The sequence below is a fragment of the Candidatus Acididesulfobacter guangdongensis genome (assembly GCA_004195045.1).
In the GTDB taxonomy this organism is placed as follows: Bacteria; SZUA-79; SZUA-79; order Acidulodesulfobacterales; family Acidulodesulfobacteraceae; genus Acididesulfobacter; species Acididesulfobacter guangdongensis.
This window is the reverse complement of sequence record SGBC01000001.1, coordinates 699344-716117: the sequence shown is the minus strand read 5'-3', so window position 1 is coordinate 716117 and position 16774 is coordinate 699344. Positions and strand designations below refer to the sequence as shown.

Genomic DNA, 16774 nt, shown 5'->3' with positions numbered 1-16774 from the left:
TCAGGGTTGTCCCTATGCATAATCCTATAACTAAATTAAATTAACGTTTTTTTGAAAGTTTATATTTTTTTAACAAATTAGCTGCCCATATAATTTTGTGATTATATTTAAGAGCTGTTTCTAAACATACTATGCCCAGAGACGGATAACCTAACTTATATAAAGCCACACCCATATGTGCCCATGCATTAGAAAAATCATGTCTGATTATTATTGCCTTTTGAAAATGTTGTACCGCCGTATAATAATATTTGCCATTTATTGCGCCTAAGCCTTTTTTATATTGAAAATTAGCGGATTGAGTATCGGTATTTTGCATTGAAAAGGCTTTCGCAGGTATATAAAATAATAAAATTATCGCTATTATATATGTTAATTTTTTAAAATATAAACCATTATTTATCTTCTTCTTCATCGTCATCCTTTCATATTGCCTATTGGCAGATAAAATTGTCGTCATGTTATTCATAATATCTATTTTTTTCTCCAAGTCATTTTACTATTGTTTTTTTATAAATTATTACTTGCTGAATGCACTTGCCAATCAATAATTAGTTAGGGTCAAAATATAAAACATTAAAAAAAATTAAAATATTTAAGATCTTTAAAAATTTAAAATAATCTGTAAAAATTAAAATAACGACCCTCACAAACTATATAAATATTCAAAGGATTGTTGTAAAATTGTTATTTTGTAATCGTATCAAATAATTATTACATTATTGTGAAACTTAGGTTAAGTTTTAGTTAAAATTTATTAAATTTTTATTACAATAAGTTACGATATTGTAATAATTAATAAATTAATCTGATTATTAGATAAATTTGATGATTATAACGCTTAGAAAGGATTAATAAAACGGGGAAAATATTTGAAGAGCATTAAAAAAACATTTTTAATATTACTTATAACCTTATAGCTTCGGTTATAAAAATTTTCTTTGAAATTATTTTTAAATCTTTATATATATGTTTTCATTTTCAACCTATTAATAAAAATTAATAAGTTATGGTGTAATAAATGCAAAAGTTTTCTTTGAAAACGATAAAGCAATCGATGGAGATAGTTAACCGTCAAACGCTTTAACAACATTGATAATGCTTTTAGAAGAAAATTGCCTATATTCTTCAAGCAGGCTTGCAGAATTTAACTGTAGATAAGTCTGTATTAACTCCAAAATTTAAATGGTTTGAATTGTTCATAGGTTATATTTTAAGAAATTGACTTATATTCTTTTAATTCTTGAAAAATTTTTGCAATATTTGTGAAATCTTTATCATCGTGCGGCAAAAACAAATTATTTTCTACAGCTGTTTGTGCAATAAGCAAATCAATAGCGCTCCTGATTGTAATTCCTTTTTTTCTAACTTTAAAATATATTCTTGCAGCATTTTCGTAAGATTCTGTATTAAATTTTAATTCAGAACAATTGACTGCTTAAATATTCTTTTAAAATATTAAATTCTTTTTCGGTCGCCGCTCCTTGAAGTATTTCTTGATAAATGAAGTTGTTAATGCCAAACTGTAAGTTACTTTGCAATATTTCTTCAAATAAATTTGTCTTCTCATTCAAATTACCTTTAAAATAATTTATTAATACGGAAGTATCCACGAGAACGATTATTTATTTTTCCTGTCTTAATGTTTTATAATCATAATTATCAGCGAATTTTATTTTACCTTTTATTTCAGTTAAATTCTTTTTCTTGCAATTAGTTACAAATTCTTCCAGCGTTAAATTTACAATTTCTTTTTTTGTTTTTATTTTTGTCAGTCTGATAGCCTCATTAATTAAATAATCGTTTAAATCAATATTTGTTCTCATATATACACCTCTAAAATATTTTTTAATAGTTTCCCAAAACCTCTACGGTAAATTCAAATCTCTGTATTGAAGAGTCTCTAAAAAAGAAATATTCACTATTGCCTACATTGGCGATAGTTTTTTCATAAGCTTCTTTAAATTTCCCAAGAGATGCAACAAAATCATTAAATTTTTTTAAATCCATCTTATACCGTCACTGTCAACTACAGACTTTAATTGAGGAGCTTTTTTTAATTCTATTATGTCTACTTTTTGAGCTAAATTACTGTTTTCTAAAATTTCTTTAAGCAAAGATATCTTATAAGAAATATCGCCTTCGGATAAAACCGCCAAATCTATATCGGATGTTGGACGGAAATTTCCTTTTGCCCTGGAGCCGAATAAAAAAATTTCTGCTCCTTTGCCGTTGAAAAATTCCTTTTCTGCTTTGTTTAATAATATTTCGGCAGATTTCTTCATAAACTTATCCCTTTTTTATTAACATAATATGATAAAAATCCGGTATCCCTTTTTTGATTTTCATATATATATCTAGATTTAACGATTACGTCGTTAGATATATTGTCGTCAGCCATTTTTCTGCGGATACTGCGCAACATTAATTTCATATCTTCCTTAAGTATGTTCTTATCCGTAATCACAAAGAAATCCCGGTCACTGTCTTCTTTATAGTCTCCCCTTGCCCTTGAACCGAAAAGGTAGATAGCTTCGACTTTGTAGTCGGCTTTTTCTATTTCTTCAGTAATTATTTTTTTGGCTTTATGAAGTATAACTACCGTATTTTCTGTATCTTTATATTGTATATTTATATTGTTCATAATTCATTATTATACTATATATTTATATTTTGTGAAAAATTGAAAAATACGATTCTAATATATTGTCGTCATTTGTTAATACTATAATGAACCCATAAATTAATAAAGAAATTTTAAAATTAAATTTCCTTATTTGCAAAAAAATATGTTAAAATTTAATGACATAAAAACATTAAATAATCATTTAAATCAAAATAAAATAAATTATCAAACGCCATTTTTATTTATTTTGAGATATCATTTTTAAGAAATTTTACTTTTATTTCATCCAAAAAATACTAATAAATAAATCGGCTATTTTTTTAATATCTTTTTTGTATCTTATTTTTATTTATAACCCTTCTTCTTGTAATATGGCAATGACATTTTCGGCAGTATCGTTAACAATAGAAGCAATCTGCTCAGGAGAAAGATTAAGATTTTTATAAGAGTTTATAACATAAGTTTTTTTAGCGGCACTCATACCTTCGGCTTTTCCTTCAAGATAAAATGGGTCGTCTTCTAAGTTTATAGTTATAGGCATTTTGTTTTCCTCCAGTTCTTTTACTATTTTAATTATATCTATTACTTCATGAGTTTTTTTAATTTCTTTATTGTTATAAGCTAAATAAGCCTTTAAATATTTTTCTGCTGCTTGCTGACAATGAAAACAAATTGCTTCAATAAATTCATTTTTTTGGCTTTCTGAAGTATAATTGAAGTATTTTCGGTATCTTTATATTGTATATTTCCATTATTCACAATTTGCTATTATAGCATATATTTTGTGAAAAGCTGAATAAATACGATTCTAAAATTAAAATAAGTAATTCTTGATTGTAATAAAACATTTGCATGCTGTGATTACTTCACTTAATCACAACATGCAAATGAGAGAGAAGAGGTAAAGCATAAAAGTTTTACTTCCCTATATTAAAACATAATTATTATTACAATAGGGTTAAAGTTTTGTTAAAGTTTTGTAATAATCAGAACTAATAATAAATTAAATATGGTGTAAAAATATGAACGACAAAACAGTAAACGAACAGATAAAATACATTAAAGTAGTTAATTAACCGATTCTGGTTATTTATTATTTATTATGGTATAGAATCATGGCAATTCTACTCTACCGTTAGATTATACATTCCAGGGGAGCCGTATCTGTTTTGAGAATTGTATGACCGAGAGTTCCAAATTTTGATAGTAATTTGATCACCTGGCATTAATGACCATGACCCGTTACCATAAGAACCCGTAAATCCATTAATAACAATTTCGTTGTTTGTCCAGCTGGATATATACAAGTGAACCATATTTCCGCTATCTCCCGCATTCCAATTTCTTGTAATATCGGTAATTTTAATAAATCTTGAATCCCCGTTATATGAAAAGTGTGATCCAAAGCCAGTTCCTTTAATAACAATCCTTTGATTATTCGTTGGATAAACAGTACTGACGGAGAAGATTTCAGGAGCATTATTATGGACATTATTAGGCGCATTATTTATAGAATTTATGGAATTTTGAAATTGATTAACTGCACTGCCTAATATCCCGTTAATAGAATTTCCTGCAACGGCAGTTGAAGAAATTGAAAAAACCATAAAGAATGCTATAAATATGCCGGCTATTATTCTAACTTTTTTATTCATTGTTTAACCACCCTTATTAAATTAATTTATTTTGATTTTTTTAATTAAAAATCATTTAATTTTAATAATTTCTATTTTTCACCCCAAAATATTTATTGTATTTTTGATGTGTTTTCCGCTATCTTAATTTAGGATTGAATTCTGCACTGATACAAATTAATTCCCGATTCTATAATCTTTTGTTGATATATACCTATTACAGAAACAGTTTGTCCTTTTTTAATATTGTATATTTGGTTGAGATAATTTTTGTTAGTAATATTGCAATATGCATAATAACCTCGTATACCATGAAATCCAATTATAGCTCCATTACCCGAATCAATTGAACTTATTCAAAGAACTTTACCTCTTAATTCTAATGTTTTATTAAGATAAAAAAATATATGATAGTTATCGGTCTATTGTCGTTTTTTGTTAATTTTCAGATATACGCTATAATTTTCTTATATGATTTTAAACCCTTTGACACAATCCATTCCTGCTTAAACTCTTTCTAATCACGGAACCTGCGCTTTTAAAAGCAAAACGGAAGCGTGAAAACATGTCTTTAAATCTAACCTGCATTTATTTATTTTATTTATTTATACTAAAACTACGATTTTTTTTAAGATTATAACAAAATATTATTACAGGATGATTACAAAACTATTAAATATTAATTAAGGTTTTGTTACGATTATTACGCTTTTATTAATATTTTGTGATAATTAGGCGAAGGTCGAAATAATAAACAGAAAATTTAAGGATATTATTTATTGTATAATGTTATAAAATGAATTTACAGAAATTATAAAATTAGCTACCTTTACGCCCTTTAGTTCGGAAGTGCCTATATTTTAAGTAAATTTAAGTTATTATGGAAAATAATAAGGTTTTTTATAAAATAAAAATCGAGGCAAACTAACTAAAATCTATCAATCCTTACAAGTAATTTGGTAATTTTAAACTTCCATATACATTAGAATGTAGTCAAAATAACTATTTCCCCTTTTTAACGCTTTAGGCTTTAGTCCGTACTGCGAAAATCCAATTTTTTCATAAATATGTATTGCAATTTCATTAACAACGGATACTTCTAAAGTCAATAGTTCAAATTTAGCCTTTGAATCGTTAATAATAGTTTTTAACAAAGCTTGACCTATACCGAAATTTCTAAATTTTTCATTTATATCTACACCCAATATTCCAATGTGGTCATGCTCATATCCTTTGGCTAACCGTTGAACGCTGACAATTCCAACAACATTGTCATCAATTATTGCAACTTTACATAAAACGTCCCCATCAATTATTCTTTTATATAGGTTTACGAAAAAATCAAGTTCTTCACTAAATGTAGGCGGTTCCTTTTTAACGCTAACTCCAAGCTTTGGATTAAATTTTAATTCTTCATAACGTAAATAGTAATTTTTTGCAACATCTTCAAAATCTGATAATACCATATCTCTGATAAAATAATTCATATATTTTTAAAAGCTCTGTCAATTATAAAATTAATGTATTTTATTTAATAAATATAAAAAACGCCGCTCTTTAAAAACTAAGCGGCGCAAAATTTAATCCGCAATACTTGTGTATTACTTAAAATTTAACAGTTGCCGTCAACATCGTAAACCTCGGCATACCTGGTAAACCAACCCCATAATCATATGTTGAGCCATTCAATGTTCCATATTCTTCATATACATTCGCGTTATATTGCTTATTTAAAATATTGTCAATGTTTAAAGAAAGCGTAACACCTTTAAGATGCATTTCTTTCAATGCGCCGCCCATTTTACTGAAATTGAAATAATGGCTTAAGTATCCGTTAAATACCCAGTATCCGCCGTAATTTGGTCCGACAGGTTCTCCGTTTAAATTATTGCTTATTTCCTGACCTGTATACGTTCCCCATAATTTTAATTGAGAATTAAACATGTGACCGTTAAATCCGATATTTGCTAAATGCCTTGGAACATTTGCAATGTGTTCGCCTGAAAAAAAATAGTTTTTTGTGCTACTGCCATAGCCTATGTTTGCAGCCGTATAATAATTTGATGTATAAAATGCAGTGTTATATGACCAGTTGCCGAAAACAGTTGCATATCTGTCAATTTTGTAACTTAAAGCAAATTCAATGCCCTCATATGTTGAATTGCCTGCATTATATTCATAAGTAGCGCCTAATGTCTGATTATACGAAGAACTGAATGTGTTCTCAAATAATTCTTTATATCCATTAAGAGATAAATGCAAACCGTGATATTTATATCTAGTCCCAAGTTCATAATCTGTTACATATTCAGGTTTAACAGTTAATGGAGGTGTATAAGGATTCCCGTCTATGGTTCCTTCCCCTAAAATATTGTAATAAGCCGAAATGTCAGGAACTTTTTGAATTTTACCCCATGAACCGTAAACAATCCAGTTTTTTAAAAGTTTATAACTGATACCAACGGACGGTTCCATATAATTATAAATATTTGAAATAGTTCCAGAATTATCATAAAAACCGACATTATCTGCATCGCTTGTATTAACAGTGTTGTATTTAATTCCAGGTTCTATATTCAGTTTATTATTCAATAATTGTATCTTGTCCTGAACATACAAAGTATTGTTAGTTCTAGTATCATGTTCATTCCATGCGTCATTATAGCCTGTTGCTTCAGGAACATTTGAATTGCCGTACCAATATTCTGCAGAACGAAGAGTGCCGAATATAAATTGACCACCGAATGTTATTTTATTGTACGGCAAATTTACGTTAAATTGCGGAATATCCCCTGCTTCATCTGTGGTATTTCTATATAAGTGATAATCTGTTCCGTAATAAGCCGAACCAAATAATGCAGGTGCTGCCGTAACATAAGGAAGCGGATAGTTTCCATAAGCAGGTACAGATTTATCAGGACTATTGGCAAAATAAAACGGCTGTTGTCCGTCTATCGTTATTTCATCGCATACTCCTTGTCCTGCAGCATTATAAATTGGACTTGACGGATTATTATAAACATCTGAAAGACACTGTGGATTAGCATATGAAGTTCTATAGTAACGGTTATTATGATAAAAAGCTTTATTTGAGAAATTAAAATATTTATTTACATAATTGTTCCAGCCAAGAATAGCGTAATAGCTATCGTCAGTATTAGTTGAATAATCTATTGAAGTCGGCCAATTAAATGTATACCCGTATTTTTGTTCCAATAGGAACGGGATAGAATGAGGAGTAAAACCTGTATTGTCATTCCTCATATAAATAAATGATACGTTTGACCTGTTTTCATTATACGGTTTAATTAACGAAAGATAGTACGAATGGTTTTTATCCGATGTATTATTCATCCATCCGTTTGAATCGTTTCTCGTAATTCTGATATACATCCTTATGCCGCCGGGAAGCTTGCCTGTATTTACATCAAATCCGTAATTTCTCGTTGCATAAGAACCGTATCCGCCGAATATTGAACCGTTTGCTTTATAAGACGGCATAACGGCATTATAATTTATAGTGCCGCCGAGAGAATTAAATGAATTAACACTTGGATTGTTTATTCCTCTGTAAATATTGATAGATGAAACATCTCCTAAAGTAAAAGGGACATTATTTCTAACGGAAGCAAAATTTTGGGCCGAGCCGTTAAATATGTCATTCAATGGTATTCCGTCAAAAGATTCGGTTATCTGCCCGCCGTTAAATGCTCTCATTTCAATATTAGTGCGCATCCCATTCGGACCGAATGATTGAGCGCTTATACTCGGTTTGGTTGATAATATAGATGCGATGCCCATCATAGGATTATTTACCGCTTTAATCTGCTTTTTTGTGATAAGAGATTCGGAAAACGATGATTTGAATACTTTTTTCTTAAGCTGTTTGGTTTTTGATATTTCCTTTGCGCTTACCGCCACTTTCGGTATTAAATGTACATTATTAGAACTATTTAGCGTGTTTGCATTAGCAGTTGCACTATTACTATCCGCATTTGCAAGCCCTGTATTAAATAAAAGCATCATACCTGCGGCAATAAATAATAAAAGACTTTTAAAAATTATCTTATAATAATTTACATTATTTACTTTTACATTTAAACTGTCATATTGTTTTTTATTAAGTGATTTTACTCCTTCTATTCCTATTCCCTCCTGATTTTTTATTAAAATATACGATCTGCTGTCATTTCTTTCCTTTTTTGGGTTATCTTGATAATGGTAAAGCCCCCCCCCTGAGACAATAGAGAGGCGGTCAGTCATTTGTTCAATTACGCGTTGACAATTCATAACTCTCATAACTCCTCCAAGTTATTGTTAATTTAATTGTTATTATTTTTGTTAATTTTGTTATTTCTAAAATGTTTATATATATTTATACTAATATTAATTGGCTATATTAATTATTTATATTCACTTAGAGCAATAATTTTAATCCGGGCTTGCTCCTGCTAAAATATCGCCGATGGGTGCCCCTTCTTTTTTCGCTAATTTTTTTATGTAAGCTATAACTTTTTCATATGATTTTAACCCCTTTGATGCAATCCATTCCTGTTTAAATTGTTCCGGTCCGCTTATTTTTAATAATGAAGTCGGCGTATAATATTCTGAGCCGTTACTATTTATATCTTTTTTAATAATTTTTTTACTGCTGTTAAAATTTTTAGCATTATATACTTGATGCGCATTTTTTTGATATTTATTATTATGCACTTCTTTAAATTCTGTTAATTTCAACTTATTTTTATTACTGACTGTCTTTTTATTTTTATGTTGATTATCAGCCCTTCTTAATTGTTGATTTTTATTTCTATTATCTATATTTTTATTATTAATATTTGCAGGGGCTTCCCAAAAACCCTCTTTTCCTAATTTTAACCGCATTTTATCTATATAGCTTTTGCAAATACCGGGATTAAGCGCCGGTTTAACCTGCATCTTAACTACATTATACGGTTTCATATCGGGTTTATCCGTCCAGCCGGTATTTATAACCGGAGTATTCGCATCCCATTGAGACATAGGAGAAATCTTAAATATAGCTTCTATTGTCTTAATAATACTTATCTGCGAATAAAATTTCTTAATCAAAACGCCTTTTTTTACCCACGGCGAGATCATAACGGCAAATGTTCTATGCGCATTTATATGGTCTGCTCCCGATTGGGCATCGTCTTCGGTAATAAATACAAGCGTATTTTTCCATACAGGAGAATGAGACAAGTAGTCAACTATTTCGCCTGTCGCATAATCGTTATTGGCAACATAATAATCCGGCGTATAATAACAGGGTCTGCTGCCTGCTGTATGGTCGTCGGGTAGCCATATATAAACAAAAGACGGAAATTTATGATGCTTTATTTTCTTCTTTGCGAAATTTAAAAAGACTTTCGCCCTTTGGGTATCAAGAATAAATCTATCCCATCCGTAAGATGATAAATCTATATGTTTTTTCATAGCAGGTAAAATATCGCCTATCCTGTTGCGTGAAACAAATTCGCCGAAAACCTCAAAAGACGTATTATGTTTTAACATATCGTTGTATATATATAGTCCGTAAGGGTAGCTTATCCATGGATTAGACCAGTGTTTTAAGCTCAATAGGCTATCATAAATAGGCATATATTTATAACTATCTTTTAAATTTAGCGGTCTTAACGGCTGCGTCCACCCCGGATTACCTACTAATCCTCTTCCTGAATAGTACTCCGGCCATGTTCTTTGAACAAAATCGGAATCTGATGCTCCGGTAGTCCATTGATGCCCCTGCGCCGTTACTTCGCCGTCGGCATCGAAATTGACAAACAGCCCGTAATCGTTTGCCAGCTTATATAAATTAGGCAGTTCTTTTTGATTATATAAGTCAAGATGCGGGTCTGCCCATTTTCCAGCACGGCTGTAATCTCCTAAATCTTCGTCAAATGTTTTATTTTCGCGAAGGATAAATACTACGTGTTTTATATGTTTTCTCAAAAATTTATCAATTTTTTCATCGGCAAGTTTTCTTTTTTCTCTCTGCGATAAACTAAATAAATCGTTATGCAGAACAACCTTTGTCCAAAATTTGAGCTGAGGCATAACTTTATTTATAGATATTTTTTCGATAGCCCCTTCCATCATATCGCCGACCCACTGAAAATGAACATTAGGACCGCTTCCTAAACCTTTAGCATCAGTAACATAAATATCACCTCTGCTAATAATTATAGATGTCGGATACCATGCTGTAGGGATTAATCCAGCCTGCTTTCTTGTTTTTATATTAAAAACGCTTATATCATTATTGCCGGCATTCACTACATACATAAAGCCCTTGTAAATAGCTGCGCCGTCTGGATAGCTGCCGTAAGGAGCGTGCGGATATGGCGCATCATTAAATATACGTACAACTTTTAAATTTTGCGAGTTAAATTCGAAAATTTTATCATTATTTGAATCGGTTACAAATACATACGGTGTGCCGGCAAGCTGTATCAATCCAGTCGGATTGACTCCGGGGGAATAGCTTAAAGGCGATAATTTTTTACCGACCAAAATTTTTCCGACCGGTTTTAAATTAATCGCATTTAATACTGTAACGCTATCTGATCCCCAGTCGGAAACTACCAATCTTTTGCCGTGGTCCGCCAATATTACGTCAAAAGGGTAAGAACCAGCGTTTGCATAACTCGCCTTACCTGTTTTTAAATTGACTTTAGCAACGGAGTTTGAAAGGAGTCCTGTAACATATAAATTTTTATTATTTTTTGAAACTGCTATACTGTCAGGATAAAACAGATAAGGTTTATCATTTTGATGTCCTTGATACTGATATGGATACTGATTTTTAGGAAACGGCTGCCATTTTAAGTAATATTTTTTTATAACTCGTAATTTACCGTTTTTCCCAACTTTTAAAGCAACGACATTGTTCACTCCGCCGCCTGCCGCATAAAGAATACCGTTTGAAGCAAAGTCAATCCCCTGATAAAGATCCTGATTTTTATTTTTTGCATATACCATCTGGCTGAATGCTTTATTTAAACTTGAATGATGCGCCTTTTTAGGATTATAAATTATTTTTTTAAATTTTTTAAATTTTCTTTTTTTAAATTTTTTTTCTTTATACGCACGATACTGAGCTACTTCTTTAAGAGTTTTTCTGTTATATATTGTAATAGTCTGAAAAAATGTAGCGCCGTTAGCCACAACAGCTATATATTTACCATGAGTTACAACATTTGTAGAAAAATTAGGGGTTTTATTTAATAACCCTGCGGGGGATATAAATCTGCCGGTAGGAAGCTTAAAAATATAATGCTTATAATTGATTTTTGAAATATCAACCGGTTTTAATATTTTTTTGTTAATTTTATTTACAAGGATTCCTGCATCGGTATTTTTGCTTATTCTAATAGCAATAATAAAACCTGATAATAATATTAGAAATAATACCGATAAAATTAAAATATTTTTTTTAACCATACGCAATTAAATAGCAAAATACATTGCATTGCTTCATTGCCACAAACTATACAATAAACAAAACAATGAAATCACTACCTTCCTCCTCTGATTTAAAATTATTTATTATTATTTATATACAAGGGCTCCGTTAAAATCGTTATTATGTTTATTAATTAAACAAAAACATATAATGCAATAATATATGAGAATGCATATTTAAACAGTATAGTTAATTTAAATAATGACGCATTTTTAGCTGCCGAAAGCGGAGCACTTTTAAATTGCACTTGCAATAATAAACAAAACAGTTATTTTATTGATAATTTAATTTATATTTCGAGTATTATAACATTTGGAATATTACAGGATTATTACAGTAATATTAAATTTTTGTAATAATTTAAAATTGGTGCGATATTTATCATGTAAATCATATAAATGCCGCTCAAATATAATTTGAATATGCTATAATATAATAAACAATAAAATTAATTATAATATAAAACGTTTATGCAAGCGTGATTATAAGGAAAATTTTAGATGACTAAAGAAGAAGTTGCTCTATTCTGGATTAATTCGTCTGAAGATAATTATAATTCAATGACAATATGTTTAATGCCGGCGAATATGTCTGGTCGTTATTTATCGGTCACCTTGCAATAGAAAAATTATTAAAAGCTTATTATGTAAAAAATGTTGAATTGAAATTGCCTAAAATTCATGACTTATATAAGCTTGCTATTAAATCTAATCTTTCTTTAACAGAGGAACAGAAAGATTCATTGCAATATATAACCTTATTTAATATAGAAACAAGATATGAAGATTATAAAAAAGATTTTCATAAAAAATGTACAAAAGATTTTGCATTAATTAATATAGAAAAAATTAAGGGGTTAAGAGAATGGTTAAAACAAAAGATAAAAAGCTAATAATTGAATTAATTAACAAATATATTAATGAATTAAAAAAAAGAAAAATTGATATTGTTTCAGCTTACCTATTTGGCTCTTACGCAAAAGGAAAACCCACGGAGTGGAGCGATATAGATGTAGCTGTCATAACTAAAAATATCGTCGGAGATGATAATTTTGATTTTAAATTTTTATTAATGAAAATAGCCAGGGACATTGATTATAATATTGAACCTCACCCATATTTAAGAGATGAATTCAATGAAAGCAATCCGACTGCCGCCGAAATTATGAGAACAGGCGAGAAAGTTATTTAAATCATTAAGGAAATAGAAAACGGAAATTTATTTTCAACTTTAAATAAAGAAAATTAAGAAGAGCCCGACGAATAATAAAACATTATCCGTCGGACTCTTCTTTTGATATTTTGAAAAATTAATTAATCATTTAATTAGTTTATTTAATTGGCTAATTAAATTAACTAATTGCATCAATCTGTAATTAAAATAATATAATTTTCAGTAATTGAAATAATATTTTTTAATTATTTTTCTAATTAATTTTTCATCCTGATTAACGCAATTAGTGATTATTCATTGCTAATTAGTAATTAATATAATTGTTTTCAACATAATCTGTTTATTGCATAATACAATAATCTAGCTCTAAAATTAAATCATAATAAATAATTTTATTAATTTATTAATTTATTATCATTATAATTTATTTATATATTTATATATTTTAGAATTTGAATGATGTTGACACATAGTAAAATCTTGGCATGCCGGGCATGAATTCAGCATAAGTTGCTGTTCCTGTCGGATAAGATTGTCCTGCAAAACCAGCTACTATGCCTTCAAGATAATTTCTATTCAATATATTATCTACCGTAAAACTAAGTTTCATGCTTTTTAAGTCTGCTTCTTTAAAAAACGGTATATTTCTAAAATTAAACTTATGGCTTAAATTTAAATTAAACAGCCAGTATCCGCCAAGATGATATGCGCTTGTAGGCTGCCCGTTTATGTCTGTGACAAACTGCTCGCCGGTATATGTTCCCGATAAATTTCCGTTAATGTGAAAATAATTTTCATCAATGCCTACGTTTGCCAAATGCCTCGGTATCATCGGAACGTTTTCTCCCGATTGAACCGAATAATTTACGCCGCTGCTGCTATGATGAAAAAAATAAGAAGATGTGTATTTTCCGGTGTTTAATGAATAGTTTGCATAAACATTCAAATTGCGGTTAATATCATATTGTCCTTCAAGTTGAAACCCAGTATATACAGAATTTCCTGCATTTTCCTGATATGTAGTTTCAGTTATTGTATTTAAATATGTAACAAATGTGTTAGTAAAACTTTCTTTATAAATATTAGCCGAAAGTGTTAGATTTTGCAGTCTGTATCTTGTGCCTAATTCATAATCGGTAACGATTTCAGGTTTCAATGAAGTTATAGGCTTAGAATATACAAAAATACCCGAAGAATTTGGACCTAAACTCCCGAGTGAAGTCTCAAACTCACTGTAGTTAGGAGCTTTCATAGTTCTGCCGTAAGTCGCATAAAAGTTCCAGTTAGACAATAAATTATAGCTTAATCCGACAGTCGGTTCTATTTCCGTATAATTATTTGCAATAGTTCCGCCATACGTATAATTATCAACGGGATTGGTAGAAATATTTTCATTTACATATTGATATTTAACGCCCGGCTCTAAGAATAATTTATGAGGTATAATGCTTAATCTATCCTGCGCATATAAAGCATCCATTGATTCGCTGCCTCTTAGATCGTTATAAGCATTATAGCCTAGCGTAAAGGGAGTATATGCAGAACCGCCAAGCCACTCTGTTTTATGAAAATTCCCGTCAATGAATTGTCCGCCGAAAACAACGGTATTTCTCGGTAATTTAACGGTAACAGTCGGAAAATCGCCAAATTGCGTCAGGCTAACAGCTTTTGTGTGATTATCGGTTGCATAAGCTAACTGCGCAGAAGTGCTGAATTGGTTTAAATAACTATCATTCGGGTAAAAACCGGGACTCCAGTCTCCATGACCAAAACCTAATGTATAAGGCTGCACGCCGTCAACATATATACTGGAAGGTATATTGCATGATGCGGTGCTGATTCCGGCGCTTGCAGCGCTTGGATGGCATGCGGGATTTATATAAAGATTTTTATACATATCGTCTTCAGAATAGAAAGCTTTATTATTAAACGTTATATTTTTATCTATATAATCCTTCCACCCTAATATTACATAATATTCCTGATTATAAGCCTGCGCATTTTCAACCGAAGTCGGCCATCCCCAATTGTATCCAAACTGATTAAGAAGCGGAACGGGGACGAGATGCGGGTCGTTTGCGTAATCATCGTTTCGCATGAAGATAAAACTTATATCAGATCTGTTTCTATTGTAAGGTTTTATTAAAGAAAAATAATACGAGTGGTCTCTGTTAGGATAGCTTGAACCGTCATACCAGTCGTTTGCGTCGTCGTGTTCAACCCTTAGATACATTCTTATGCCTTCCCAGAGCTTACCCGTATTCAAAGAAAAACCGTAAGTCCTTGTTGCAAAAGAACCATATCCGCCGAATATTGAAGCGCTAAATTTACTTGACGGCATAACGGGTTCATAACCTATTTGACCGCCTAAGGAATCAAAAGTATCCACGCTTGGATTATTTACGCCATAGGAGATATTAACGCCTGAAACATCCCCAAGAGTAAAAGGAACATTGTTTCTGATGTCCATATAATTGCTTGAGTCGCCGTCAAACATGTTATTAATAGGTATCCCGTCAAAGGTTTCAGATACTTCTCCCGTTCCAAATCCCCTTAACTCAACCCTTGACCTGATATTGTTAGGTCCGCTCGTGCTTGCATGGATCGAAGGCGCAACATTTAAAAGGCTTTCAAAACTGGTCATAGGGTTAGTCATTCTTTTAATAGCTTTTTTCTTGATTTTTGAAACTGTAAACGGCGTTCTTTTAACCTTTACTTTTTTTGTGATTGCTTTAATTGAAATTACCCCTGCGACAGCATTTGGGCAAGTCCATAAACTGGCGGACATTAGAGTTAGAATAAATATACCGATAATTATTCTAATGTCGGGTTTTTTGATTAAAACCTTCCTGTTATCCATTTTTTCTTTTTCCTCCATTTTTACTTATGATGATTATATTTAAGAAATAAAATTAAAACCTTATGTTGCATATTTATTACAGAATTGTTAAATTTTGTTACAATAATGTAATATTTTTGTAACAAAATAAATTCTTGCGGAAAGTTTCTTATTCATCATTTTTTTGCATTTTTCTTTTTTTCAACTAATCTAAGCGCGCTTTTAAACAATTTGTCGGATGGCGAAAGTTTAACGGCGGTTTTAAGGTCTGCAATAGACGGATTAAGTTCATTCAGTCCATACTCCGCTCTGCCTTTGACAAAATAGCCGAACGCATTTTTAGGACTATTTGCTACGACTTTTTTTGAATAATAAATTGCCGGCTTGAATTTATTAATATTCTCATAGCTGATAGCGGCGTTAATCATTAAATCATCTTTTAGATGCCTTTTATTGGCAAATGTTAAACCTTTTTTATAATTCTTAATCGCATCTTTAATGTTTTTCTTTTTTAATTGCCTGTTTCCTGCCAAAAGGTAATTTATTCCAATATTATTTTTTATAATTTTTATAAAATTTTCTGTCTTTTTATTATTGCTGCCTTTTTTATTTACTTTGGTTATAATTAAGGCAAGTGATTTTTTAAAGTAATAATTGCTTTTTTGATACTTTTTTAAAAATTGAAGTATATTGCCGTTCAATTGAAACGTATAAGGATTTTTATTTTCTTTAAGAGATATTTTTGCAAATTTTAGAGCTGAGTTGTATTTTTTTTTCTTTAAAAATACAACCGCTTTATTATAATTTAGCTGCCATTTTGAAATTGCATAAGCAGGGGTTTGAAATAAAATTATTGAAAATCCTAAAACCGCAACCATAGAAAATACGGCATAGCATAATGATGAAACTAAATTTAAATACGATTTTTGCACATTGCCCTCCTGATATACTACTTGTAGTAAGTACCGTTAATATTTTTCTAATCGATATTTTATTATTTTAATTTAATTTTATAA

At 30.2% G+C, this 16774-nt stretch carries 12 protein-coding genes and 2 pseudogenes; 2 read left to right on the top strand and 12 right to left on the bottom strand.

The genetic code is table 11. The annotated features are described in order from the left end of the window. Positions 1-40: 40 nt before the first annotated feature. From EVJ46_03295 to EVJ46_03250, 10 genes and pseudogenes are all read right to left on the bottom strand, one after another. Positions 41-469 (bottom strand): hypothetical protein, encoded by a 429-nt coding sequence (locus EVJ46_03295; protein RZD17270.1) that lies wholly within the window; start codon positions 467-469, stop codon positions 41-43. 744 nt (positions 470-1213) lie between these two features. Next, positions 1214-1622: pseudogene (locus EVJ46_03290) on the bottom strand (PIN domain nuclease). Positions 1623-1625: 3 nt separating this feature from the next. Beyond that, on the bottom strand, positions 1626-1826 hold the full coding sequence (locus EVJ46_03285) for a type II toxin-antitoxin system VapB family antitoxin (protein ID RZD17269.1): 201 nt from the start codon (positions 1824-1826) through the stop codon (positions 1626-1628). 174 nt (positions 1827-2000) lie between these two features. Next, on the bottom strand, positions 2001-2285 hold the full coding sequence (locus tag EVJ46_03280) for a nucleotidyltransferase domain-containing protein (GenBank protein ID RZD17268.1): 285 nt from the start codon (positions 2283-2285) through the stop codon (positions 2001-2003). Next, positions 2282-2644 carry a nucleotidyltransferase domain-containing protein gene (locus EVJ46_03275; GenBank protein RZD17267.1) on the bottom strand — a complete coding sequence of 121 codons (363 nt, stop codon included), beginning with the start codon at positions 2642-2644 and terminating at the stop codon, positions 2282-2284. Before EVJ46_03275 ends, EVJ46_03280 begins: the two co-directional genes overlap by 4 nt. A gap of 331 nt (positions 2645-2975) precedes the next feature. After that, a complete protein-coding gene (locus tag EVJ46_03270; GenBank protein ID RZD17266.1) occupies positions 2976-3308 on the bottom strand; it encodes a HEPN domain-containing protein in 333 nt (110 codons plus the stop codon). Positions 3309-3750: 442 nt separating this feature from the next. Beyond that, on the bottom strand, positions 3751-4281 hold the full coding sequence (locus tag EVJ46_03265; GenBank protein ID RZD17265.1) for a hypothetical protein: 531 nt from the start codon (positions 4279-4281) through the stop codon (positions 3751-3753). A gap of 944 nt (positions 4282-5225) precedes the next feature. Continuing rightward, positions 5226-5747 (bottom strand): GNAT family N-acetyltransferase, encoded by a 522-nt coding sequence (locus EVJ46_03260; GenBank protein RZD17264.1) that lies wholly within the window; start codon positions 5745-5747, stop codon positions 5226-5228. A gap of 118 nt (positions 5748-5865) precedes the next feature. Further along, positions 5866-8559, bottom strand: coding sequence for a TonB-dependent receptor (locus EVJ46_03255; GenBank protein RZD17263.1), 2694 nt, complete (start codon positions 8557-8559; stop codon positions 5866-5868). 132 nt (positions 8560-8691) lie between these two features. Continuing rightward, on the bottom strand, positions 8692-11724 hold the full coding sequence (locus EVJ46_03250) for a quinoprotein amine dehydrogenase, beta chain-like protein (GenBank protein ID RZD17262.1): 3033 nt from the start codon (positions 11722-11724) through the stop codon (positions 8692-8694). Positions 11725-12246: 522 nt separating this feature from the next. Here EVJ46_03250 and EVJ46_03245 point away from each other — a divergent pair. Then, positions 12247-12638, top strand: a pseudogene (locus tag EVJ46_03245) (HEPN domain-containing protein). Continuing rightward, positions 12611-12937 (top strand): nucleotidyltransferase domain-containing protein, encoded by a 327-nt coding sequence (locus EVJ46_03240; protein RZD17261.1) that lies wholly within the window; start codon positions 12611-12613, stop codon positions 12935-12937. The pseudogene EVJ46_03245 and the gene EVJ46_03240 overlap by 28 nt, the downstream one beginning before the upstream one ends. Before the next feature lie 427 nt (positions 12938-13364). Here the strand turns inward: EVJ46_03240 and EVJ46_03235 are convergent, their stop codons facing one another. Together EVJ46_03235 and EVJ46_03230 are read right to left on the bottom strand one after the other, a co-directional pair. Then, on the bottom strand, positions 13365-15797 hold the full coding sequence (locus EVJ46_03235; GenBank protein RZD17260.1) for a TonB-dependent receptor: 2433 nt from the start codon (positions 15795-15797) through the stop codon (positions 13365-13367). A 137-nt stretch (positions 15798-15934) separates the two neighbouring features. Further along, positions 15935-16690, bottom strand: a complete 756-nt coding sequence (locus EVJ46_03230) for a hypothetical protein (protein ID RZD17259.1) — start codon at positions 16688-16690, stop codon at positions 15935-15937. Positions 16691-16774: the final 84 nt, after the last annotated feature.